This window comes from Streptomyces sp. NPDC002232, from assembly GCF_042890295.1.
In the GTDB taxonomy this organism is placed as follows: Bacteria; Actinomycetota; Actinomycetes; order Streptomycetales; family Streptomycetaceae; genus Streptomyces.
Genome location: NZ_JBIARV010000004.1, coordinates 663,170 through 686,550 on the forward strand (window position 1 = coordinate 663,170; position 23,381 = coordinate 686,550).

General features: G+C 74.0%; 21 protein-coding genes and 1 riboswitch. Of the genes, 11 read left to right on the forward strand and 10 right to left on the reverse strand.

Translation table 11 applies throughout. From position 1 onward, the window contains the following. Positions 1-15 precede the first annotated feature (15 nt). The 3 genes from ACFYXU_RS20890 to ACFYXU_RS20900 form a co-directional block, all read right to left on the reverse strand. Complete coding sequence (locus ACFYXU_RS20890) at positions 16-852, reverse strand: SDR family oxidoreductase (RefSeq protein ID WP_376515550.1); 837 nt, start codon at positions 850-852, stop codon at positions 16-18. A gap of 110 nt (positions 853-962) precedes the next feature. Next, on the reverse strand, positions 963-1,211 hold the full coding sequence (locus tag ACFYXU_RS20895; RefSeq protein WP_376515552.1) for a type B 50S ribosomal protein L31: 249 nt from the start codon (positions 1,209-1,211) through the stop codon (positions 963-965). Between the two features lie 267 nt (positions 1,212-1,478). Continuing rightward, the gene (locus ACFYXU_RS20900) at positions 1,479-4,007 is read right to left on the reverse strand and encodes a SpoIIE family protein phosphatase (RefSeq protein ID WP_389405784.1); all 2,529 of its coding nucleotides are present in this window, start codon (positions 4,005-4,007) and stop codon (positions 1,479-1,481) included. A gap of 230 nt (positions 4,008-4,237) precedes the next feature. On the opposite strand from ACFYXU_RS20900, the gene ACFYXU_RS20905 reads away from it, so the two are divergent. The 3 genes from ACFYXU_RS20905 (at position 4,238) to ACFYXU_RS20915 (ending at position 7,178) form a co-directional block, all read left to right on the forward strand. Beyond that, on the forward strand, positions 4,238-5,002 hold the full coding sequence (locus ACFYXU_RS20905) for an alpha/beta fold hydrolase (RefSeq protein ID WP_389405783.1): 765 nt from the start codon (positions 4,238-4,240) through the stop codon (positions 5,000-5,002). A gap of 150 nt (positions 5,003-5,152) precedes the next feature. Next, entirely contained in the window at positions 5,153-5,749 is a 597-nt protein-coding gene (locus tag ACFYXU_RS20910; RefSeq protein ID WP_376515559.1) for a hypothetical protein, read from the forward strand. A 127-nt stretch (positions 5,750-5,876) separates the two neighbouring features. Next, entirely contained in the window at positions 5,877-7,178 is a 1,302-nt protein-coding gene (locus ACFYXU_RS20915; RefSeq protein WP_389405782.1) for a phosphoribosyltransferase family protein, read from the forward strand. Here the strand turns inward: ACFYXU_RS20915 and ACFYXU_RS20920 are convergent. Beyond that, complete coding sequence (locus tag ACFYXU_RS20920; protein ID WP_389405781.1) at positions 7,162-8,040, reverse strand: transglycosylase SLT domain-containing protein; 879 nt, start codon at positions 8,038-8,040, stop codon at positions 7,162-7,164. The two genes, ACFYXU_RS20915 and ACFYXU_RS20920, sit on opposite strands and share 17 nt — an antisense overlap. A 4-nt stretch (positions 8,041-8,044) precedes the next feature. After that, positions 8,045-8,229: riboswitch (cyclic di-AMP (ydaO/yuaA leader) on the reverse strand. 353 nt (positions 8,230-8,582) lie between these two features. Between ACFYXU_RS20920 and ACFYXU_RS20925 the strand changes: the two genes are divergently transcribed. After that, a complete protein-coding gene (locus tag ACFYXU_RS20925) occupies positions 8,583-9,185 on the forward strand; it encodes a hypothetical protein (RefSeq protein WP_389405780.1) in 603 nt (200 codons plus the stop codon). Positions 9,186-9,276: 91 nt separating this feature from the next. Here ACFYXU_RS20925 and ACFYXU_RS20930 read toward each other — a convergent pair whose 3' ends face one another. Next, positions 9,277-11,301, reverse strand: coding sequence for a phosphocholine-specific phospholipase C (locus ACFYXU_RS20930; RefSeq protein WP_389405779.1), 2,025 nt, complete (start codon positions 11,299-11,301; stop codon positions 9,277-9,279). Between the two features lie 180 nt (positions 11,302-11,481). Beyond that, positions 11,482-12,285: a DeoR/GlpR family DNA-binding transcription regulator gene (locus tag ACFYXU_RS20935; protein ID WP_376515571.1), complete on the reverse strand. Its 804-nt coding sequence runs from the start codon at positions 12,283-12,285 to the stop codon at positions 11,482-11,484. 175 nt (positions 12,286-12,460) lie between these two features. Between ACFYXU_RS20935 and ACFYXU_RS20940 the strand changes: the two genes are divergently transcribed. Both ACFYXU_RS20940 and ACFYXU_RS20945 read left to right on the forward strand, forming a co-directional pair. Further along, positions 12,461-13,384 (forward strand): sugar isomerase, encoded by a 924-nt coding sequence (locus ACFYXU_RS20940; protein WP_329858442.1) that lies wholly within the window; start codon positions 12,461-12,463, stop codon positions 13,382-13,384. Positions 13,385-13,423: 39 nt separating this feature from the next. Beyond that, complete coding sequence (locus ACFYXU_RS20945) at positions 13,424-14,257, forward strand: ketose-bisphosphate aldolase (protein ID WP_389405778.1); 834 nt, start codon at positions 13,424-13,426, stop codon at positions 14,255-14,257. Here the strand turns inward: ACFYXU_RS20945 and ACFYXU_RS20950 are convergent. Further along, on the reverse strand, positions 14,249-15,160 hold the full coding sequence (locus tag ACFYXU_RS20950; RefSeq protein WP_389405777.1) for a LysR family transcriptional regulator: 912 nt from the start codon (positions 15,158-15,160) through the stop codon (positions 14,249-14,251). The genes ACFYXU_RS20945 and ACFYXU_RS20950 overlap by 9 nt on opposite strands. 72 nt (positions 15,161-15,232) lie before the next feature. Between ACFYXU_RS20950 and ACFYXU_RS20955 the strand changes: the two genes are divergently transcribed. Beyond that, a complete protein-coding gene (locus ACFYXU_RS20955; protein ID WP_389405776.1) occupies positions 15,233-16,159 on the forward strand; it encodes a DMT family transporter in 927 nt (308 codons plus the stop codon). A gap of 151 nt (positions 16,160-16,310) precedes the next feature. Here ACFYXU_RS20955 and ACFYXU_RS20960 read toward each other — a convergent pair whose 3' ends face one another. Next, complete coding sequence (locus ACFYXU_RS20960; RefSeq protein ID WP_376515581.1) at positions 16,311-16,757, reverse strand: nitroreductase family deazaflavin-dependent oxidoreductase; 447 nt, start codon at positions 16,755-16,757, stop codon at positions 16,311-16,313. A gap of 370 nt (positions 16,758-17,127) precedes the next feature. Between ACFYXU_RS20960 and ACFYXU_RS20965 the strand changes: the two genes are divergently transcribed. Continuing rightward, positions 17,128-18,342, forward strand: a complete 1,215-nt coding sequence (locus ACFYXU_RS20965; protein WP_389405775.1) for a S8 family peptidase — start codon at positions 17,128-17,130, stop codon at positions 18,340-18,342. 61 nt (positions 18,343-18,403) lie between these two features. Here the strand turns inward: ACFYXU_RS20965 and ACFYXU_RS20970 are convergent, their stop codons facing one another. Further along, on the reverse strand, positions 18,404-19,876 hold the full coding sequence (locus ACFYXU_RS20970; protein ID WP_389459189.1) for a hypothetical protein: 1,473 nt from the start codon (positions 19,874-19,876) through the stop codon (positions 18,404-18,406). A gap of 194 nt (positions 19,877-20,070) precedes the next feature. Here ACFYXU_RS20970 and ACFYXU_RS20975 point away from each other — a divergent pair, with 194 nt between their 5' ends. Then, positions 20,071-21,036, forward strand: coding sequence for a serine/threonine dehydratase (locus tag ACFYXU_RS20975; protein ID WP_389405773.1), 966 nt, complete (start codon positions 20,071-20,073; stop codon positions 21,034-21,036). Positions 21,037-21,492: 456 nt separating this feature from the next. On the opposite strand, the gene ACFYXU_RS20980 is transcribed toward ACFYXU_RS20975, so the two are convergent. Then, complete coding sequence (locus ACFYXU_RS20980; protein ID WP_376515593.1) at positions 21,493-21,972, reverse strand: Lrp/AsnC family transcriptional regulator; 480 nt, start codon at positions 21,970-21,972, stop codon at positions 21,493-21,495. 94 nt (positions 21,973-22,066) lie between these two features. Between ACFYXU_RS20980 and ACFYXU_RS20985 the strand changes: the two genes are divergently transcribed. Continuing rightward, the gene (locus ACFYXU_RS20985) at positions 22,067-22,930 is read left to right on the forward strand and encodes a TIGR03619 family F420-dependent LLM class oxidoreductase (protein ID WP_389405772.1); all 864 of its coding nucleotides are present in this window, start codon (positions 22,067-22,069) and stop codon (positions 22,928-22,930) included. Then, complete coding sequence (locus ACFYXU_RS20990; protein ID WP_361392100.1) at positions 22,927-23,355, forward strand: nucleoside deaminase; 429 nt, start codon at positions 22,927-22,929, stop codon at positions 23,353-23,355. Before ACFYXU_RS20985 ends, ACFYXU_RS20990 begins: the two co-directional genes overlap by 4 nt. Positions 23,356-23,381 lie beyond the last annotated feature (26 nt).

A 23,381-nucleotide genomic window follows, 5' to 3' on the forward strand; every position in this document is an offset into this window, starting at 1 on the left:
CTCCGCTTGCGCCCCTCAGACGAACGCGGACACGTTCCGCTCCGCCCACGCGGAGAACGGTCGGGGCGACCGCCCCAGCACCCGTTCCACGTCGGGGCTCACCCGCCGTTCCTCGTCGCTCGGCGCGCCCAGCACCGACAGCATCCCGTCGACGGCCGCCTCCGGCAGGAACCGCACCAGCTGCGCCCGGGCCTCGCCCGCGCTCTGCGGCACGAACTCCACCGCGGCGCCCAGCGCGTCGGCCAGCGCCCCCACCTGATCGCGGGGCGAGACCGCGACCGGCCCGGTCAGGACGTACGTCCGCCCGGCGTGCGCCGGGTCCCGCAGCGCGGCGGCCGCGACCTCCGCGATGTCCGCCGGATCCACCACGGGCAGCGCCACATCGGCGAACGGGGCCGCCACCGTCCGGGCCGACCGCACCGGATCGGCCCACAGGAAGGCGTTGGACGCGAAGCCGCCCGGCCGCAGCACCGTCCAGGCGACGCCCGACTCCCGTACCGCGGTCTCGAACGCCCGCAGGATCTCGTGCGAGGCCGAGCCGGTCCGGGTCCCCACCAACTGCGAGGACTGGAGCACGATCCGCCGCACCCCGCAGGCCACCGCCGCCGCCACGATCTCGCGCGGACGCAGTTCCTCCCCGAGCCCCGCCACCAGCAGATACACGGCCTCGGCACCGTCGAACACGCTCTTGAGACCGTCGACATCGGCCAGGTCCCCCCGCCGGTGCGCCACCCCCGCGGGCAGCCCCTCGGCGGGGCGGCGGCTCACCGCCGTGACGTCCTCGCCGGCCGCGGCCAGCAGCTCCACCAGCGTTCGCCCGACGTTTCCGGTCGCTCCGGTCACCACGATCACAGCTGTTCCCCTCCAGGGAAGTCCGCGGCGGAGCGCGAGCGCCCCGCCGTCCTCGTGACCTCATCCTGGAAGGCGAACCGGCCATCTCCTGGCCAGTTTCGCGGGAGAGTTCAGTCCTCCTCGCCGAAGCGGCGCTGGAACTTGGCGATCCGCCCCTCGGAGTCCACCGTCCGCGCCGTGCCCGTGTAGAACGGGTGGCTCTCGGAGGAGATCTCGACGTCGATGACGGGGTACGTGTTCCCGTCGTCCCAGTCGATGGTCCGGTCGCTGCTCGCGGTGGAGCGGGTCAGGAACGCGTATCCCGCCGAGCGGTCACGGAACACCACGGGGCCGTACTCGGGCTGCTTGTCCTGCTGCACGTGTCCTCCTCGGGCTGACGCCCTGGCTCGTCCGGCCTGATCGGCACGGCACCCCCAGCCTCCCCGCGCGCCCGGCCCCCGACCAGCGCCACGAGTCCGACCGGGTGACGGCGCGGCGGGTCACGGGTCCGACCTGGTGACGGCCCGCGACCGGCCACGCGTCCGCTCCCGCTCGGGCCCGCGACCGGCCCCGCTCGGGCCCGCGACCGGAGCCGAGGGCCCCGACCGGGTGGGCCCTCAAGGATCCGCCCCGCCCCGACGGGCGCCTCAGCGGCTGTCCGCCCACCGCGCCGCGAGCAGCAGCGCGATGTCGTCGGGCCGGGACGTCGCGGCCCGTGCCTCCCGGATCAACCGGTCGGCGGCCTCCGTGAGCGACAGCGCGTGCGTCGCGGCGAGGGCGCCGCCCAGCCGCGCGATCCCCTCGTCGATGTCCTTGCCCGGCTGCTCCACCAGGCCGTCCGTGAACAGCGCGAGCACGGCCCCCGGCGCCAGCCGCAGCCGGTTCACCGGATACGAGGCCCGCGCGTCCACGCCCAGGACCATCCCGCCCGCCAGCTCCACCTGCCGCGTCGTCCCGTCCGGCATCCGCAGCAGCGGCTGCGGATGCCCCGCCCGCACCGCCCGCGCCTCGCCCGTGTCGGGGTCGAGCAGGACGTAGCAGCAGCTCGCGAACTGGCCGGGGTCGAGGTCGATCAGGAGCCGGTTGGTGCCCCGCATCACGTCCTGCGGCCGGTGACCGCCCAGCGCGAACGCCCGGACGGCGCTCCGCAGCTGCCCCATGGTGGCCGCGGCCGCGACACCGTGTCCCTGCACGTCACCGATCACCAGCGCGAGGCGCCCGTGGCCCGTCTCGATCACGTCGTACCAGTCGCCGCCCACGTCCATGCCCTGCGTGCCCGGCAGGTAGCGGCCCACCGTGTCCACGCCGTCCCGCACCGGCAGACGGTGGGGAAGCAGCGCGTCCTGGAGTCCGCGCGCGACCGCCGACTCCGTGTCGTACCGCTGCGCCCGCTCCAGCGCCTGCGCGATGAGTCCCGCCAGCGCCGTGAGCACCGTCCGCTCCTCCGGGCTGAAGCCGCGCGGCGCGTCGAAGCCGAGGATGCAGGAGCCCACCGGCCGGCCCGAGGCGATCAGCGGGAGGAAGGCCCGCGCGCCCGACTGGGCGTCCAGGGGCAGGTCCGGATACGCCCGCCCCAACTGCTCCATGGACTCGAAGAAGAGCGGCCTCCCCGTCGTCAGGGTCTCCACGCCCGGCACATGGGCGTCCAGGGCCACCCCGTCGAAGGGTTCGAGGAAACCCGTGGGGAACCCCGTCTCCCACGCCAGGTACAGCCGCCGGTCGCTGAGCAGGTAGATCGCCAGCTGGCGCCCGCCGAACGCAGGCAGCAGCTCCTCCGTCACCACCGCCGAGACCTGCCGGGCCGTCACCGCCTCGGAGAGCGCGATCGCCAGCGCCACCGGCCGGTACAGCGCCGCGGCACGGTCGCCGGGCGAGGACAGGACGTGGTCCGTCCGCTGCGCGCCCGCCGACGCCGGTACGAGCGGAGCCGGGTCCTCCTCCGGGACCAGCACCATCGTCACGCCGTCCCGGCCCGGGTGCAGCGAGACCGACAGCCAGCGGCCCCGCTCGGGGTGGGCCAGGAAGTGCACGGGCTCGCCGGAGAGCAGGGCGGCGCGCAGCTGCTCCTCGTGGAAGGGGTGGCCGAACCAGGGCAGCGCCTCCCACAGCGTCCGCCCCGCCAGCGCCGTGCGCGGCCGGCCCAGCAGCCGCTCCGTGCGCTCGTTGACGTACGTGACCCGGCCCAGCCGGTCGACGGCCAGGATCGCGCGCGGCAGCCGGTCCGTGGCGTCCGAACCGATCAGACCCGTACCGAGGTCCACCAGCGTGCCTTCGAGCCGCGCGCCTCCGGCGGAGCCGTTGCCCTCGGCCCGGCGGGCCCGCGCGGACACCTCCAGGAGGTGCAGGCCGCCGTCCGGACCCTTGAGGCGGATCCTGCGGACCTCCGGCCGCCCGTCCGAGCCGGTGGCCCGCCGGGCCGCCGCCCACAGGGCGTAGCCGTCCTCGGGATCGAGCAGGGACGTCAGGACCTCGATCGAGCAGGGCGAGACGACACCCGCCCCCAGGATCGCGAGCAGCCCGTCGTCCAGCGTGACCGTGCCCGAGGCCAGGTCCCAGACGAAGGAGCCGAACCGGACCGGGCGCCCCGAGCCGGTGGGCAGCTGCACGCACACCGGGTCCCCGGGCCACTCGACCGCCACGCCCTGCCGGGACAGGCCGGCCAGGGTCTCGCCCAGGCGGAGCGCGCCCCGGGTCATCCGGTTGCGGTCCCGCCCGTCCACCGGCACCCCCGGGGTCGGCGGCCGCAGCGCCACGAGCACGCCGAACCGCTCGCGGCCCGCGACCACCGGCGCGTACAGGGAGGCGAAGGGGAACGGCAGGCTCGCCACCAGCTGCGGGAACCGCCGCATGGCCTCCTCGACGTCCGCGAGGTGGACGGCCTGCCCCGAGCGGTGCACCTCGGCGACGGGGAACGGCCGGTTCGCGTGCATCCGCGTCCACGGGCGGAACAGGGGTCCGGGCAGCCCGACCAGAACGGCCATCCGCAGCAGCCCCGGAGTGCCGGAGCGCAGGTACACCCCGCCCGCGTAGCCGCCGACCTCCTCCACCGCCGAGAGGGCCGTCTCCGCGAGCGCCCAGGTCAGCGCACCGGAAGCGGGCCCGTCGTCGGCTCCGATCCCGGACCTGAGCCCGGTGCCGCCCGCCGGGCCGGCGCCGGACGCGCCGTGCGAGGTCACACAGCCAGCATGCCCCCGCCCCGAAAGGGCCCGCATCCCGGACCCGCCGGGCCGCCGCGTCCGCGCCCGGCGGCGGACCCGCGACCCCGCGCGGGCTCCGCACGCCCCTCCCGCGACGCGCTCCCGCACGCCCCGGACGACGGTGTTGACCCCACGCGTCCGCGTCGTCACACTCGGTCGTCGACCGCCGCCGACCGCGCGACGGCACGATCACGCGAGCAGGGGGCACGATGACGGGCCGGGTTCTTCCGTACGACGTACACGGTGAGGGACCCGGGAGGGCCCTCGTGCTGCACAACTGGTTCGGCGACCGCACCAGCTTCGCGCCCCTCCGCGCCCATCTGGACGCCGCCGTCGGCTCGTACGCCTTCGTCGACTGCCGGGGATACGGGGACGCCCTCGACCACGCGGGCGCGTACACGATGGAGGAGGTCGCGGCCGACGCCCTCGCGGTCGCGGACGACCTCGGCTGGGAGTCGTTCTCCGTCATCGGCCACTCGATGGGCGGCAAGGCCGCGCAGCTCGTGCTCCTCGACGCCCCGCACCGCGTCCGCTCGATCATCGGCGTCTCACCGGTCTCCGCCGCCGGCTTCCCCCTCGACGGGGACACCTGGGAGCTCTTCGCGGGAGCCGCCGACGAACCGGCCAACCGCCGCGCGATCATCGACAACACCACCGGCGGACGGTACGACGACGCCTGGCTGGGCGCGCTCGTCGAACGCTCCGTCACCCGCTCCTCCGCGACGGCCTTCCGCGCCTACCTGGACTCCTGGTCCCGCGCGGACTTCCACGAGCGCGTCCGCGACAACCCGGTCCCCGTCCTGCTCGTGGTCGGCGCGCACGACCCCGCGCTCGGCACCGACGCGATGGAGGCGACCTGGCTGCGCTGGTACCCCAACGCGCGCCTCGAAGTCCTCAAGGACGCGGGCCACTACGCCCCCGAGGAGACCCCGCGGGCCCTCGCGGAGGCGATCGAGGCCTTCCTCGCCGCCTGAGAACCGCCGGGCCCCGGTGCCTCATCCGAAGGTCGACGGAACCGACGACTTTCGAGGACAGCGCCGGGGCTCCCCGGCATCGGATCATCGTGCTCTCGACCTCGGGGGCGGTCTTCCGGGGACCGTCCCCTACCGGCAGGAGCACCACCGATGGGCCTCGCACAGTCGCAGCACCGCTTTCTCGTCCGGCAGAAGGTCACGCTCATGGCCAACCGGTACCTGGTCCACACCGTCGGTCCGGACGGCTCCGAGGGAGAACTCGTCGCCTTCGCCCACCAGAAGAGGATGGCGCTCAAGGAGCACGTCACCTTCTACACCGACGAGTCCCGGCGCCAGGTGCTCTTCACCTTCAAGGCCCGTCAGGTCGTCGACCTCGGCGCGACGTACGACGTGCTCGGAGCCTCCGGCACCCGACTGGGCTCCTTCCGCAAGAACTTCGGCGCCTCCCTGCTGCGCAGCACCTGGCACATGAGCGGAGAGGGCGACGCGGCGGAGGTGACCGGCCAGGAGCGGAACGAGACCGTGGCGCTGCTGCGCAGAGCCTGGGAGTTCCTGCCCTTCACCGACTTCCTGCCCTTCGTCGTGCCGTACCACTTCGACTTCGCCGAGGGGGAGCGGCGCGTCATGTCGGTCGACAAGCGGTTCGGGATCCGGGACCGGTACGTCCTCGACATCGCCGACCCCGAGCTCGACCGGCGCCTGGCGATAGCCCAGACCGTGGCCCTCGACGCCCTTCAGTCCCGCTGACCCGTGGTCCCCTCCGGCGCGGCGCGGCCCGCCGTCCCGTGCGTGGACGCGTCTACCCTGGAGGGACGGGCCGGGGGCGGGCGACGTCCCTGGGTCCCGGCCGCGCGGGCGGAAGGGCGGCGGAACCATGTTCTTCGGCGATCGGACGGACGCGGGGCGGCAGCTCGCCGCCCGGCTCGACCATCTCAGGGGCCATGACGTCGTGGTCCTGGGGCTTCCACGGGGTGGCGTGCCGGTGGCGGTGGAGGTCGCCGAGGCCCTCGACGCGCCGCTCGACATCTGTCTCGTGCGGAAGCTCGGGGTGCCCGATCAGCCGGAACTCGCGATGGGGGCGCTCGGGGAGGGAGGGGTGCGGGTCCTCAACGAGCGGGTGATACGGGAGACCGGCGTCACCGACCGGGACATCGCGGCGGTGGAGGAGCGGGAGCTCGCCGAGCTCGACCAGCGCACCCGCCGGTACCGGGGCAGCCGGGCACCGGTGCCGCTGGACGGGCGGACGGTCGTCGTGGTCGACGACGGTCTGGCCACCGGAGCCACGGCGCTGGCGGCCTGCCGGGTGGTCCGGGCCCGGGGCGCCGCCCGGATCGTGCTCGCCGTCCCGGTCGGGCCGCGCGGGTGGACGACCCGCCTCGGCGGGGAGGCCGACGAGACCGTCGGTGTGCACGCGCCGGAGCTCTTCTTCGCGATCGGGCAGTTCTACCGTGACTTCTCGCAGACCCCGGACGCCGAGGTCGTCGCCTGCCTGGAGCGGAACAGGACCGCGCGTGTCCCGGTGGTCCAGGACACGGACGTCAGGATCCCGGTCGGTGGGGTCGCGCTCGGCGGGCGGCTCGCGGTGCCCGAGGACGCGGACGGCGTCGTCCTGTTCGCCCACGGCAGCGGCAGCAGCTGTCACAGTCCCCGGAACCGGGCGGTCGCCGCGGCGCTGAACCGGGCGGGCCTCGGGACGCTGCTCTTCGACCTGCTGACCGAGGCGGAGGCGACCGACCGGGCCCATGTGTTCGACACCCCGCTCCTCGCCGGGCGGCTCGCCGGGGCCACGGAGTGGCTGGCCGCGCGGCCCGAGAGCACCGGGCTGCCGCTCGGGTACTTCGGCGCGAGCACGGGTGCCGCCGCGGCCCTGTGGGCCGCGGGCGACCCCGCGTCCCCGGTGAGCGCCGTCGTCTCGCGCGGCGGCCGGCCGGACCTGGCGGCCGAGCACCTGGCCGCGGTGCGCGCCCCCACGCTCCTGGTGGTGGGCGGTGCGGACGCGCTGGTCCTGGACCTCAACCGGCGGGCGCTGGCGCTGCTGCGCTGTGAGAACCGGCTCGCCGTGGTGGGGGGCGCCGGGCATCTCTTCGAGGAGCCCGGCGCCCTGGAGGAGGTGGCGGACCTCGCCACCTCCTGGTTCGCCGGGCACTTCCGGCGGGGGATCAGTACGCCGAGTTGACGTTGTCGATGGAGCCGTAGCGGTCGGCCGCGTAGTTGCAGGCGGCGGTGATGTTGGCGACCGGGTCGAACAGGTCCATGGACGTGCCGGGCACGTGGTAGGCCAGGAAGGTCGGCTGGATGACCTGGAGGAGGCCCTTCGAGGGGGTGCCGGCGACCGCGTTGGAGTCCCACAGGTTGATGGCCTGGGGGTTTCCGGAGGACTCGCGCATGACGTTGCGGTAGATCCCGTCGTAGGACCCGGGGATGCCGCGCTGGCCCATGATGGCCAGCGACTCGCGGATCCAGCCGTCGAGGTTGTCGGCGTAGTTCGTCGCGGCGATCGGGGCCGCCTTGACGGCGGAGGGGGCGGCGACGGCGGGAGCGGCCGCGGCGGCGGAGGAGCCCGTTCCGGTGGCGACGGCCGGGGTGGCGCGACGCTCGGAGCGGCTCGCCCGCTCGGTCGCGGCGGACTTCTTCGCCTCGGCGTGAGTGGCCTTCGCGGCATCCCGACGAATCGTCAGTTCAAGGCCCGGGCGAATGAGTGACGGATTGTCACCCACGACGCTCTTGTTGGCCTGGTAAAGGCTCTTCCAGCCGCCCTGAATTCCCTTCTTGTGGGCGATCAGGGAAAGCGAGTCGCCGCTCACCACGGTGTAGGTGCGGGCGGCGGCCGGGGCCGCGGGGGCCTTGACGGTGATCGTCGCGGCCGGAGAGGCGGGCGCCTGGACGGCGGCCTGAGGGGCGCCGGACAGGGGTGCGGCGCCGGCGACGGCCGGGGCGATGAGCGGCAGGGTCAGGGCGACGCCACCGGTTCCGACCAGGGCGAAGCCGCGGGAGACGTGGCCGAGACGGGGACGGCGGTGCTTACCGAAAGCAGGCATGACGGTTTCCTCTCCGGCGCCTGCGGGGTGAGCTGTCGGGTTCGGACGGGAGATGTCCGGCCGCGCGCACGCGGCTGCACCCCGAGCCGTTCCGGAATCCGGACCGGCGTATTCGTGGGTCCCCCGCTCCTGCCGTCGGGTGAAAAGGGACGTTGAGCGAGCGGCGGCAGGATTGGGCGTTCCGCTCGAATGGAGGTGACCGTAGGCCAGTAATGCGACGGATAACAAGAGGAGTGGATGCCGGGTAAGGGGAAAAGGATCACGGAATTCGGAGAATTCAAGATCGACGCAGTCATCGGGGCGTCGAACTTCCTTGCCGGGCAAGGGGTGGGCGGAGATGCCGCGAACCGGCGGGGCCCGTCCAGTGAGTCGCGTCACCCAGGGCGCAATGTCCGAATAGGTCTTTTCATTCCGCACTGGGTAAATCGAGCGGAAATCACCGCCTCGGGGGGGTGACGTGGGCGACTCTCCGGGGTGGCTTAAAAGTCGCAAAACAGACATTCATCCTGAAAAATGGAGGAAGTCGACCCAGGAGTCATCCCATGCCGCCCACCGCCCCCGTCCTCAGCCCCGACGGCCTCGACCGCGAGGCGGCCGCACTCTTCGAGAGCGCCACCTGGCAGCGGATCGTCACGGACTGGACCGCCCCCGAGGCGTCACCACCGGCCGGGGAGGGCTGGCGGGAGCTGCTCAGCGTCCCGGTCGACCGGCTCGTGGCCGACGCCCTCGCGGCCCTGCCGCCTGCGCTCCCCGGCGAGCGCCGCCTCCCCGGACGGCTCGGAGCCGTGCTGCCGGACCGCCTCCACGCCTGGCGCCGCGTCGGGCAGGCCGAGCTGCGCCCCTCCGTGCACCTCGGCTACGCGCGCCTGGTGCTCACGGAGTGGGGCTGGCAGAACGCCCCGTACAAGCTGCGTGACGCCCGTGGCGCGCGCTGCGTCTGCGGCGCCCTCCTCGCCGCCCACCGCCTCGGCTACGGAGGGGCGGACACCATGCACGAGGCGGCCGCCTGGATCATGACCGAGCTCCGGTCCCGCGGCTGGCACGGCCTGATCGGCCCGTGGAACCGGGCGCCCGGCCGTACGGCCGACGACGCGGTGGCGCTCCTCGACGCCACGGTCCGCCGGGCGGCGCTCGCCGGGCGCTGACCGCGCGCCACCGGCCCCATGGCCTGGTGCCGCGCCCCCGGCCGGGGCCGGGCGGCGGCCCGAAGGCCGTCGCCCGGCATGCGGGGGAAGGTCAGCCGCTGACGCTCGGTGCGCCGTTCTCGATGTGGCCGGTGTACCGGCGCGACCAGGTCCCGTCGATGTCGGCGAGGATCGTGAAGTCGTACCAGCCGCCGTTGTACGCCACGGCGTTGAAGTAGTCCTCGCGGCTGGAGTTCGCCGGCACCGTGTAGGTCCACGGGCCGTCCGAGCGGTACGCGTTCGAGCGGATGGTGAAGGTGACCGGGCCGGCGGAACTGTTGGTCATCCGGAACCACAGTGCCGTCTTGCCCGTTCCCGGATCGGGTGCGTACCGCGCGGCCACCTCGACGGCCTTGCCGGCCTTGGATGCGTCCCCGATGAACCGGCGCAGGAAGCGGTTGGGGCCCATCATCGAGATGTCGTACTTGCCCGAGCCCGACCCCAGGCCGATGTTGAAGAAGTCCGTGGCCGTGTCACCGGGGTCGACGGTGTACTGCCAGGCGGCCGTGTCCCGGTACTGGTGCGGATGGATCGAGAAGTGCGCCGGCCGCCTGGCCTCCGCGCCCTGGTTGGTCATCGAGAACCAGGCCAGGATCTTGCCCGAGGCGCCGAACTCCAGGCGGTCGAGGTTGCCGTTCACCTGGTAGGGCAGGGCGCGCGCCGGACGGGTGCCGGACTCCTGCGCGGGCAGCGCGTTGTTCTGCGGGGCCGGGTTCGGCAGCGGGCCGCAGGTGGCCTGTCCGATGACCTTGGCCGTGGAGGGCAGGCCCGCGGGCACGCCGTACACCGGGCGGGCGAAGTCGAAGACGCCGGTCAGGTCGCCGGTGACCCTCCGGCGCCAGGCGCTGATGTTCGGGCAGGTCGCCGGGGTGCCGAGCGCCGCGGTCCAGGTCTCCATGAAGCGCAGCACCGACGTGTGGTCGAAGACCTCGGAGCTCACCCAGCCGCCACGGGTCCACGGGGACATGACAAGCATGGGGACGCGGAAGCCCAGGCCGATCGGGGTGCCGTCCAGGTACTCGCCCGCGGTGCCCGGCGGGGCCACCGGCGGCGGCACGTGGTCGAAGAAGCCGTCGTTCTCGTCGTAGTTGAGGAACAGCACCGTGGAGTCGAACACCTCGGCGTTCGCGGCCAGCGCGCGGTAGACGAGGTCGACGAAGTGGGCGCCGTCCCCGGGCGGGGCGTACGGGTGCTCGGAGAAGGCCTCGTTCGCGACCACCCAGGACACCTGCGGAAGGGTGCCCGCGACGACGTCGGCGCGGATCGCGGCGGCGATGTCGTCCGGCGTCGAGCCGGTCACCTTCGGGACCGAACCCATGCCCCGGTCGTACAGCGGGTCGCCGGGCCGCGCGTCGGTGAACTTCTTGAAGTACGCGAGGCCGTTGTCGCCGTAGTTGTCCTGGGCGTTCTGGTAGACCTTCCAGCTCACCCCGGCGCGCTGGAGCGCCTCGGCGTAGGTCTCCCAGGTGAGGCCCGACTCGTCGCCCCCGTCCTTGCTGGAGCCGTCGATCTTCCCGCTCCACAGGAACGTGCGGTTGGGGCCCGTGGCGCTCAGCGTCGAGCAGAAGTAGGCGTCGCAGATCGTGTAGTGGTCGGCGAGCGCGTGGTGGAAGGGGATGTCGCCCCGGTCGAGATGGCCGAGCGAGCGGGTGTTGCCCACGCCCGTGACCCAGTTGTCGAGACGCCCCTTGTTCCACGCGGCGTGCTGCGAGGTCCAGCTGTGCGGCAGGTCGCCGTTGCACTGCGCGAGGGTCTCGCCGTCGACGCCGCCCGCGGCCGGGGTGTCGCTGAGCTTCCAGGGGTACTGACGGCCGCCCCAGTTGGGCTGGTTGAACATGCCCCAGCCGCCGGGCAGGTTGCCCGCGGCCCGGTCGCCGAAGCCCCGCACGCCGCGCAGGGTGCCGAAGTAGTGGTCGAAGCTGCGGTTCTCCTGCATGAGGATCACCACGTGCTTGACGTCGGTGAGCGTGCCGGTCGCGGTGCTCGCGGCGGCCGAAGCCTGCGCCGGCGGCAGCGCGGCCCCCGCCATGAGCCCGGCACCGATCCCGACGAAACCCCTGCGGCTGATGGGAATCATGCCCCGCCTCTCCTGTCACGGTGTGCCCCAGCGGCACGTCGGAGACATGATGGGGGAGGGGAGCTTAAAGGTATACATCCGTGCGGTAATTACTGTGTGAACACGCAAAGGCCCTGAGACGCTGGCTCCCGGATTGGTCCGACTTCAGACCAATGATGATTTCGGCAGGGTCCACGCGCGTCAGACGGCGAGGACCTTCACTCCGGCCTCCGTGAGCTGGGCCACGGTCTCGGGGGTGATGCCCGTGTCCGTCACCAGGAGGTCGATCCGGTCCAGCCCGCAGATCCGGGCGAACGCCCGGCGGCCCATCTTCGAGGAGTCGGTCACCACGACGACCCGGCTCGCCCGTTCCGCGAAGAGCCGGCTGATGCTCGCCTCGTCCTCCTGGTGGGCCATCACGCCGAGCTCGGGGTCGACCCCGTCCACCCCGAGCACCACCACGTCGAGCACGACCTCGTTGAGCACGCCGACCGTCAGCGGCCCCACCAGCTCATAGGTCTGGGGACGGGCGACGCCCCCGGTCGTGACGATCTTGATCTGCGGACGCACCGCGAGCTCGCCCGCGATGTTCAGCGCGTTGGTGACCACGGTCAGCGCGGGCCCGGCCGCCGGAGCTCCGGGAGCCTCGGTCCGGCCGCTCGCGAACCGCAGCGCGAGCGCCCGCGCGACCTCCGTGGTCGTCGTGCCCCCGTTGAGCCCGACGACCTCGCCGGGCGCCACCAGATCCGCCACCGCCTCCGCGATCCGGCGCTTCTCCGGCGCGTGCCGGGCCGACTTGTAGCGCAGCGGAAGCTCGTAGGAGACGCCGTGCGCCACCGCCCCGCCCCGCGTCCGTACGAGCAGCCGCTGCTCGGCGAGCTCGTCGAGGTCCCGGCGGATCGTGGCCGCGGAGACGTCGAGCGCGGTCGCCGCCTCCTCCACCTCCAGCTTCCCCGAGGCCGCGAGCAGCTCCAGAAGCGTGTTCCACCGCTCGTGCTTGGACATGGGTCCCTCCCTCCACCGGGGGCGCGCCCGCATGACCACCCCGCTCGTGCGCGCGTCCGATTCTAGCCGCCGAAGGGTGCGAGATCTGGAAAGAGGATGCATGTTTCTGCTTGAATGGGCGTGTCTTCAAGCATCTTCCATCATCATCGCGCATTCTTCTTGCAAGGAGATCGGCATGACCACCACCCGCACCGCCGTGGAGATCGCTTCCCAGCCGGCGACCTGGCGCCAGGCGGCCCGCACCCTGTCCCAGCACGTAGCGGCCCTGCCCCGGCGCGGCGAGCGGGTCGCGGTGATCGGTTGCGGCACCTCCTGGTTCATGGCCCTCGCCTACGCGGAGCTGCGCGAGTCCGGCGGCCACGGCGAGACCGACGCCTTCGCCGCCTCGGAGTTCCCCCACGGCCGCCGCTACGACCGGGTCGTGGCCATCACCCGTTCCGGCACCACCAGCGAGGTCCTCGCCGTCCTGTCCCGCCTGCGCGGCACCGTCCCCACCGGCGCGATCACGGCCGATCCCACGACCCCGGTGATGGACCTCGCCGACGAGGTCGCCGTCCTCGACTTCGCCGACGAGGAGTCCGTCGTCCAGACCCGCTTCGCGACCACCGTGCTCGCCCTCTTCCGCGCGCACCTGGAGTCCGAGGACGCCCTCCCGGAGGGGCTCGCGACCGTCGAGGACGCCGCGCGCGACGCCGAGCGGGCCCTCGTCTCCCCGCTCGACGAGAGCGTGCGGGGGGCCGAGCAGTTCACCTTCCTCGGCACCGGCTGGACCTACGGACTCGCCCTGGAGGCCGGCCTGAAGATGCGGGAGGCGGCCGGCGCCTGGACCGAGGCGTACCCCGCCATGGAGTACCGCCACGGCCCCATCAGCATCACCGGACCCGGCCGCGTGACCTGGGGCTTCGGCGTCCTGCCCGCCGGACTCGCGGACGAGGTGCGCAAGGTGGGCGGCACCCTCGCCGAGAGCGACCTCGACCCGCTCGCCGAGCTCGTCCGCGCGCAGCGCCTCGCCGTCGCCGTCGCCGAGGCCCAGGGGCTGAACCCGGACACCCCCCGCAACCTCACGCGCTCCGTCGTCCTCTCCGACGTCCATGCCTGACCGCCGACCCGCGCCCGCCCACCATCCCGGAGAAGCACCATGCCGCTGACGCCCACCGACGAGATCGTCCGCCGCGCCCGCGCCGCGGGCACCGGGGTGGGGGCCTTCAACGTCCTCCAGCTCGAACACGCCCAGGCCATCGTGACGGGCGCCGAGAACGCCGACCGTGCCGTCGTCCTCCAGATCAGCGAGAACACCGTCCGCTACCACGGAGCCCTGGAACCGGTCGCGCTCGCCTCCCTGGCCGTCGCACGCGCCGCCAAGATCCCCGTCGCCGTGCACCTCGACCACGCCGAGAACCCCGACCTCGTCCGCGAGGCCGTCGCCCTCGGCCTGGGCTCGGTCATGTTCGACGCCTCGAAGCTGCCGTACGCGGAGAACGTCGCCGCGACCCGCGAGGTCGTGGAGCACTGCCACCGCCACGGCGTCTGGGTCGAGGCCGAGCTCGGTGAGGTCGGCGGCAAGGGCGGCGCCCACACCCCGGGCGTGCGCACGGACCCCGATGAGGCCCGCGCCTTCGTCTCCGCGACCGGAGTAGACGCCCTCGCCGTGGCGGTCGGCAGTTCCCACCAGATGGTGACCCGCGACGCCGTCCTCGACCTGGACCTGATCGCCCGGCTCCGCGCGGCGGTGGACGTCCCGCTCGTCCTGCACGGCTCCTCCGGGGTCGCCGACCCGCACCTCGCCGAGGCGGTCACGGCGGGCATGACCAAGGTGAACGTCTCCACCCACCTCAACAAGGCCTTCACCGCGGCCGTCCGCACCCACCTGGCCGAGCACCCCGACACGGTCGACCCGCGCCACTACCTCACCCCGGCCCGCGCGGCCGTGGCCCAGGAGGTCGCGCACCTCCTGTCCGTCCTGTCACCGTGACGGCGCCGACGGAGTGACCCCGCCCGTCCGGACCTCCTGAAGCGCCGTCAGGAGGTCCCGCACGGCCGGCAGGGCCAGCGAGGACTCCCGTACCGCCGCGTGGAGGGAGCGGACCGGCTCGGGACCGCGGACCTTCCGGACCACCACGTGCGGGTGACGGCCGCCGAGGCCCATCAGCGGGACGAGGCTGATGCCGAGACCGGCCGCGACGAAACCCTGCGCGGTCGCGTACTCCTCGCACTCCACCGCGATGTCCGGGGTGAACCCGGCCGCCGCGCACGCGTCCAGGACCGCGTCCAGACAGGGCCCCGGGCGCTCGCTGCCGACCCACGGCTCCGCCGCCAGGTCCGCCAGGTCCACGGCACCCCGGCGAGCGGCGAGCCGGTGGCCCCGGGGCAGGACGGCGCGGTACGGGTCGTCGACCAGCGGGACCAGCCGGAGCCCCTCACCGGGCGACTCCGGAGCACCCCGGGGCCGGACGACGAGGGTCAGATCGGTCTCCGTGTCGGGCGGGCCGTCGGCGATCCTCAGATCGACCCGTACGCCGGGGTGTTCCGCCCGGAACCGGGCCAGGGCCGGTGCGACCAGGTCGGCGCCCGCCGTGGCGAAGTAGCGCACCGAGATCTGCCCGGTCCGGCCCGCCCTGAGATCGGCGAGCGCCGTCTCCGCCTCGGCCACCTGACGGCCGATGACGGCGGCGTGCTCGGTCAGCAGCCGCCCGGCGGCGGTCGGCCGCACGCCCCGGCCGAAGCGTTCGAGCAGCGCGATGCCGGCCTCCTTCTCCAGGGCGGCGATCTGCTGACTCACGGCGGACGGGGTGTACCCGAGGTGCCCGGCGGCGGCCGTGACCGAGCCACTGGCGACGACGGCCCGGAGCACCTGCATGCGTCTCACATCGAGCATGTAGCAGAGCTTAACGCCGGGTGCACGAACCTTCGCTTGTCCTGTCGGCTCGGTCCCGGGACCGTGGACGGCATGACTTCGGCGATACGCATGGGCGTCCTGGCCCTGCTCTGGGGCTCCGGCTTCCTCTGGATCAAGATCTCCCTCGACGAGGGCCTCACCCCTGGGTGGATCACCTTCGTCCGCTGCCTCCTGGGCGCGGCCGTCCTCCTCGCGCTCGCCCACGGGGCCGGTCAGCGGCTGCCGCGCGACCGCGCCACCTGGGGCCGACTCCTGATCGCCGCCCTCCTCTGCAACGCCCTGCCGTTCCTCCTCTTCTCAGTGGGGGAGCAGACCGTCGACAGCGGGGTGGCGGGCGTCCTGAACGCCACCACGCCGCTCTGGTCCCTCCTCATCGGCCTCGTCATCGGTACGGAACGCCCGCTGCGCCCGGCCCGGCTCGCCGGACTCGCCCTCGGCTTCACCGGTGTCCTGCTGATCTTCGCGCCCTGGAGCGCGGGCTCCGGCCTGATGACCGGGGGAGCGCTCGCCCTGCTCGGCGCGTCCCTGAGCTACGCGGTGGCCTTCGCCTACATGGCCCGCCGGCTGACCGACCGGGGCACCGCGCCCCTGGCCCTCTCCGCCGCGCAACTCCTCGCGGCGACCGCACTCAGCGCCCCTGCCCTGACGGCGGGCGGCCCGGCGGAGGTGACGGCGGCGGGCGTGCTCGCCGTCCTCGTCCTCGGTGTCCTCGCGACCGGGCTCACCTTCCACCTCAACTACCGGATGATCGCGGAGGAGGGCCCCACCAGCGCCGCCACCGTCGGCTACCTGCTCCCGGTGGTCTCCGTCACCCTGGGCGCCCTGGTCCTGCACGAGCCCCTGACCGCCCGGGTGCTGACGGGCATGATGGTCGTGCTGATCGGCGTCGGCCTGACCCGCTTCCGGACGAGCGCCGCCCGGCGCGCGGCGACGGCCCGACCCGGGGCTGGACTGGCCCCGGCGCGCGGCGACGCCTGACCCGGGGGCGGACGGGCCCCGCCGGCGCGCGGCGTCGGTCCGACCCGGTTCCCGGACGAGCATCGCCCGGCGTGCGGCGTCGGTCTGACCCGGGGCCGGACGGGCCCCGCCCGGGGCGCGGCGGCGGACGGACCGGCCGCCCTGGCGCCGCCTAGCCGTCCTGGTCGACCGGCTCGGCCACGAACAGGGGGATCTCACGGTCGGTCTTGACCTGGTAGTCGGCGTAGTCCGGGAACGCGGCGACGGCCCGCTCCCACCAGGCCCGGCGCTCCTCGCCCGTGACCAGACGGGTCCTCATGTCCCACCGGCGGGTTCCGTCGCGCAGTTCGACCAGGGGCGCGGCGACCAGGTTGTGGTACCAGACGGGGTGCTTGACCGCGCCGCCGTTGGACGCGACGAGCGCGTACGCGCCCTCGTGCTCGACCCGCATCAGCGGGGTCTTGCGGAGCTTGCCGCTGCGGGCGCCCCGGTTCGTGACCAGGACGACGGGCATGCCCCGCATCGTCGTGCCCTCGGTGCCGCCGGACGATTCGTACAACTCGACCTGGTCGCGCACCCACTTCGTCGTGCTGGGCTCGTACTCGCCTTCGAGGGGCATGAGGGGCGTCCTTTCCGAGGGAGGCCGGTGGAGCCGGCCCGATCCCCCCGACGCTATCCGACGCCCCCCGCCCCCACCCGCACCGCGCGAGGCGGGTGCGCGTGGTGTCGGTGCCCGCCCTGATACCGGCCACCGGAGCGCGCGATCCGGCCAGGTCGGAGGCCTTTTCGGGGGCTTCGATTGCAGAGATATGGCAGATCCATGACAAGACCTCAACTTCCTTGAGCACGGCCCGTGGAGAGGCCAGGCTGCTGAGCGCAGCGGGACCGGACGCACCGGTCCCGACCACGTACGTGATCCCACGTGCACCCCCACTGTCGCGCCGCCCCCACCCTTCGGGCGCGACGCCCACGAGGAGGACTCCCGCGCCATGGCACTCCCCAAGAGCACCAAGACCCGCCTCGCCGTGACGGCTTCGGCCGCGACCGCCGCCGCCCTGCTCGGTACCTTCGCCGCCGTCCCCGCCCAGGCCGCTCCGGTCGAGGGCACCGTCCTCGCGGCGGGCTCCGCCGACGCGGTCCCCGGCAGCTACATCGTCACCCTGAAGCAGGGCGCGGGCCTCAAGGCCGCCTCCGCCGAGGGACGGAGCCTCATAGCCGGTTACGGCGGCACGGTCGGCAAGACCTTCGGCTCCGCCCTCAACGGCTACACGGCCACCCTCGGTGCCACCGAGGCCCGCCGCCTCGCCGCCGACCCGGCCGTGGCGTCCGTCGAGCAGAACCGGATCGTCCGCGCCGACGCGACCCAGACCAACGCGCCCTGGGGCCTGGACCGCATCGACCAGGCGGACCTGCCGCTCTCCGGCACGTACACCTACCCCGACAGCGCCGGCGACGGCGTCACCGCCTACGTGATCGACACCGGTGTGCGGATCACCCACTCCGAGATCGTCGGGCGCGCGGTGAACGGCTACGACGCGGTCGACGGCGACGCGGTGGCCCAGGACGGCAACGGGCACGGCACGCACGTCGCCACCACCATCGCCGGCACCACCTACGGCGTGGCCAAGAAGGCGAAGATCGTCGCCGTCCGCGTCCTCGACAACAACGGCTCCGGCACCACCGCCGGTGTCATCGCCGGCATCGACTGGGTCACCGCCCACCACGCGGCGGGAGCCCCCGCCGTGGCCAACCTCTCGCTCGGCGGCGGCGCCTCCACCGCCCTCGACAACGCCGTGAAGAACTCCATCGCGGACGGCGTCACCTACGCCGTCGCCGCCGGCAACTCCGGGACCAACGCGTCCTCCACGTCGCCCGCCCGCGTCGCGGCCGCCCTCACCGTCGGCGCCACGAGCAACACCGACGCCAAGGCCAGCTGGTCCAACTACGGCTCGGTCCTCGACCTCTTCGCCCCCGGCGTCTCCATCACCGCCGGCTGGAACACCAGCGACACCGCCACCAACACCATCTCGGGCACCTCCATGGCCACCCCGCACGTGGCGGGCGCGGCCGCCGTCTACCTGGCCGGGCACCCCTCCGCCACTCCGGCCCAGGTCGCCACGGCCCTGGTCAACGGCGCCACGCCCAACAAGGTGACCAGCCCCGGCAGCGGCTCCCCGAACCGCCTCCTGAAGATCGTCCCGTAAGGCGCGCACGGAACCGCCCCGGAGACCCTGACGGTCTCCGGGGCGGTTCCCGTCGCCCGGGTCAGGACACCGGCCGCAGCTCCGTCTGCCGTGTCATCCGCGCGAGTTGCTCGACCTCGGCGTCGGTCATGGCCTCGGAGGCCATGAACGTCACGACCCCCATGCTTCCCCGGTCGGTCCAGAAGCAGACGGCCTTGGGCGTCCCCGCGAGGTCCTCGGTATACCGGTCGCAGCGCATCCAGCCGCCGTAGGCGCCCGCGTCCGCCATCCAGCCGTCGCCGAGCGGGGTCACCCCGGGCGTGCTCGCCAGGAGCGCGCCGCTCTCCTCCACCAGAGCGACCGTGGCGTCGTGGAAGTCGCCGATCGACGCGGTCACCGAGAGGCCCGACCCGTCGCCCGAGCCGCCCGTGTAGACGGCGTTGAACGAGGTCTCGACCCGCCCGGACGAGGAGCCGAACCCGGCACCCTCCGGGACCCCGCCGACGTCCATCCGCGCCATGCCGCGGAAGCTGTCCGGTGCGACCGCCTCGTACCGCGGGTACGCCGTGTACTCGGCGTACGCGAGGGTACCCGTCGTGACGCCGGCGCCGAGGAGCACGGCCGCACCGGCCCCGACGAGGACCAGCTCCCGCCGCGAACGGCGCGGCACCTCAGGGAGATACGGTTCCGCGGCGGCGGGCTCCCCGTCCACCGAGCCCGGAGCCTGCTCCCCGTCCGCCTCGCCCGGGGTCCGCTCCCCGTCCACTGCGCCCGACATCCGCTCCCCGCCCCGTGCGCGGGCACCGCGCAGGAGCAGTCCCAGCGCCAGGAGCGGCAGATCGGCGATCACGGCGACCGTGAACGGGATCCAGACCGGGAACCCCTCCACCGCGAACCGCGCGATCACCAGCGCCGCCACGACGAGCTGGACGACGAACACGTACTCCGGCCGGCGCAGGACGAGCCGCCGCAGGGGCGCGCGGCCCGGGCGGCCGAGGGCGTCGAGCGAGGCGTCGAGAACCGCGAGCCGCCGGTCGTACGGCGCGCGGGCCACCTGCCGCCGCACCTCTTCCCCGGCCGCCTCGGGCGACGCGGCTGAGGTCAGCGCGTGGACGACGTCGTGACGCTGCACCCGGGCGGCCGAGGGCCCTCTGCCCGCCGTGGCGGCCAGGACGTCGGTCGACGTCGACGCGTCGGCCCGGCGCAGCTGCGGCGAGTCCGGCGCCAGCTCCCGGAGCCGCTCCAGCAGGACGGGGCCGCGACGGTGCCGTCCGGGCCGGTCCAGGGGGTCGGAGCGCAGACAGAGTTCGGCGTACCCGGCGAGGAGATCGAGGTCGTCGGGGAAGGCGTCGAGAGCCCGGCGGAAGACCCGCTCGGCCTCGTCGTCGTGGTCGTCCTCGTCCTCGGCCAGGTGCGCGCGGGCGAGGGCGAGGAAGAGCGCCGGGTCGGGCCCTTCCGCCTCCAGGGCCGCCTTCGCGGCCTCACGCGCCTCCGGGTACCGGCCCGCGGCGATCAGCGCGGTCGCCCGAGCGCACGCCGCCCCGGACGCGGACATGCCGTCTTCTTCGCTGTGCAAGAGTCCCCACCCTGATGTTCCGGCCCGACGTCCCCGGCCGATCGCGTCACTATCGCCTGCCGCGGAATGCCTGGTCAAACAGGTATCGGAGGGCTCCGGGCGCTCCCGCCCCACCGGACCCTGAGAGGATCGCCGGGACGACCGACTGGTCCCCGCCCCCTCAGGAGCAACTGGTGCACACCCTCGCGTACGCCGACGTCACGAGCGCCGCCGACCGGATCGCCGGCCATGTCCGGCCCGTCACGGTCACCCCCGCCGACCCAGGGGCCGGGACGTACGAACTCCACCTCGCGCTGGAACTCATGCAGCACACCGGTTCCTTCAAGGTCCGCGGCGCGCAGAACTTCCTCCTCGCCCACCGGGAGCGGGGGACCCTGCCGGCCGCCGGCGTCACCATCGCCTCCGGCGGCAACGCGGGCCTCGCCTGTGCCTGGGCGGCGCGCCGCGCCGGGGTCACGGCGACCGTCTTCCTGCCCGCCACGGCACCCCGGGTGAAGGTCGACAGGCTGCGCGACCTGGACGCCGACGTCCGGCTCGTCGGGTCGGAGTACGCCGAGGCGCTCGCCGCCTGCGAGGCGTTCGCCGCCGAGACCGGCGCCCTCGCCTCCCACGCCTACGACCACCCGCTGATCGCGGCCGGCGCGGGCACCCTCCTCGACGAGATCCACCGGCAGGTCCCCGGCCTCGACACCGTCGTCGTCGCGGTCGGCGGCGGCGGGCTCTTCGCCGGCGTCGCCACCGCCGCCCGGCACCACGGCATCCGTACCGTCGCCGTCGAACCCGAGAACTGCCGCGCGCTGGACGCCGCGCTCAGGGTCGGGCACCCCGTCGACGTGAGCGTCGACTCCGTCGCGGGCGACGCCCTCGGGGCCCGCCGCGCCACCGCCCTCGCCGTGAGCGCCGCCCAGGACGACGCCGTGCGCACCGTCCTCGTCACGGACGCCGCCGTCGTCCGGGCCCGCCGGGCCCTCTGGGACGACCGCCGTCTCGCCGTCGAACACGCCGCGGCCACCGCCCTGGCGGCGCTGACGGACCCGGACGGAACCGCCTACCGTCCGTCGCCGGGCGAGAGGGTCTGCGTCGTCCTCTGCGGCGCGAACACCGATCCGGCGGACCTCACGCCGCCCCGCCAGCCCTGACCCGCCCACCGTCCGGAGCCGGGCCGGCGGACCGCCATGCCGCACGACCGTACGCGGGGACGGGCGGGCCCATGAAGGCGTCGAGCCCCTCGACGACCGCACGGAGCTCGCGGGCCCCCGGCGTGACATCCCCCGGGCCACCTCGTCGAGCAGGGCACGGCCCTCGCGAGGATCGCCGCAGCAGTACCCGTGCACGTTCCCGAACTCGTCGTCGTGCCAGAGCTCCCGCGCCGGACGGTGGACGTACTCCCTCCACCGGCTCAGGGCACGGCCGACGTCCCCGGGGCGGAGCTGGTTCCAGGCGCGTTCGAGGCGCACGATCTCGCCCAGCGCCCGCGAGGAGAGACGGTCGACGGCAGGCCCCGCGTGCGGTGGCCTTCCCCTGTCCGGCATCTGGGCCCGGACGCGCCCCGGCCGTCTACGCGGCACGGACCTCTCGACGGATCGTCATGCCGTTCATGATGCCACTGTCTCCGACGGCCGCCCGGCCGGCGGCCGGCCCGGGCCGCGCGCCGGCAGCGGACGGCTGAGGACGAGATGGGTGGTCGTGCTCCCGAACTCGGCCAGCAGGTCGACGATCTCCTCCAGATGCGCCATCGATGTCGTCGCCACCTTGAGCACGTAGCAGTCGTCACCGGTCGTACGCAGACACTCCAGGATCTCCGCACGCTCACCGAGCAGCCGGCGCAGCGGCTCGTGCCGGGTCCCCGGGTACTTCAACCGGACGACCGCGAGCACCGCGTAACCGATCCGCTCCAGGTCCACCTCCGCCCGGTAGCCCGTGATGACCCCGGACTCCTCGAGGCGCCGCACCCGCTCCTTCGTCGCCGACGCGCTCAGGTTCACCCGCCGCGCGAGCTCCGTGTAGGCGATCCGGCCGTCCCGCTGGACCTCCGACAGGATCGCCCAGTCCGTCGTGTCGATGCTCTCGGTCATCCGAGCAGAATACCGGCGAATGCACGGCCGAACGGCCCCTGAACAGGCGGGAATCACTTCTGATCGCCCGGCGCGCCTGGCTAGCCTGTGCCGCGTGAAGATCGGAGTCAACATCCTCAACTTCGGCCCCGGAGCCGACCCCGGAACACTGCGCGAGTGGGCCCGGACCGTGGAGGGCCTCGGATACGACCTGCTGATGCTCTCGGACCACATCGCCATCACCCCCGACGTCGCCGAGCGCTACCCGGCCCCCTTCTACGAGCCGTTCACCACCCTGTCGTGGCTGGCCGGCGTCACCACCCGGGTGCGGCTCGGCACGACCGTCCTCATCGCCCCCTACCGACACCCCCTGCTCACCGCGCGCATGGCGGCCAACCTCGACGCCCTCAGCGACGGGCGGCTCGTCCTCGGAGTGGGAGTGGGCTGGGCCCGCCAGGAGTTCGCCGCCCTGGGGATCCCGTTCGAGCGCAGGGGACGGCTCACCGACGAACACCTCGCCGCGCTGCGCGAGGCCTGGGCCGACACCGCCGCCTACGGCGACCGCCGCATCCCGGTCTGGATCGGCGGCCACAGCGACGCCGGACTGCGCCGCGCCGTCCGGTTCGGCGACGCCTGGCACCCCCTCCGCCGCACCCTGGCGCAGCTCCGCGACGGCGCCGCCAGACTCCAGGAACACGCGGACGAGCAGGGCGTCCCGCGCCCCGCCCTGGCCCCGCGCATCGCCCTGAGGCTCACCCCCGAACCGGTCGGCCGACCCGACCGCGTCGCGGGGGAGGGGACCGTCGACCAGGTCATGGACGACCTCGACCAGCTGCGCCGGATGGGCGCCGAGTGCGTCGTCCTCGACCCGTACGGCGGCGACCCCCAGGAGACCGCACACCCGCAGAAGGCCTGGCAGGCACTCGCCACCGTGGCCGCGCGCCTCGCCCCGCACCGCACCCGAACGGAGCCGTCATGACGACAGCCGACGACCGCACCCTCCTCCGCCGCGCCATCGCCCTCGCCGCTGAGGCACGGGACGGCGGCGACCCGCCCTTCGGCTCGCTCCTCGCGGCGCCGGACGGCACCGTCCTGGCGGAGGAGCGCAACACCACCCTCACCGACCGGGACATCACCGCCCACCCCGAACTCAAGCTCGCCCGGTGGGCGGCCAGGGAACTGGACCCCGTGACGGCCGCCGCGACCACGATGTACACCAGCTGCGAGCCGTGCGGCATGTGCGCGGCGGTCATCCGTCAGGCGGGCCTCCGCCGCGTCGTCTACGCGCTCTCCGGCGCGCAGCTCCTCGACATCCGCCCCGCGGCCGACCGGCCGCCCGTGCCGCAGGACGGCCCCGCGCTGCTCGACGAGGTGCGGGCCGCGGTCGAGCCGTACTACCGCTGATCCGCCGACGCCCGGGCGCGCCCGCC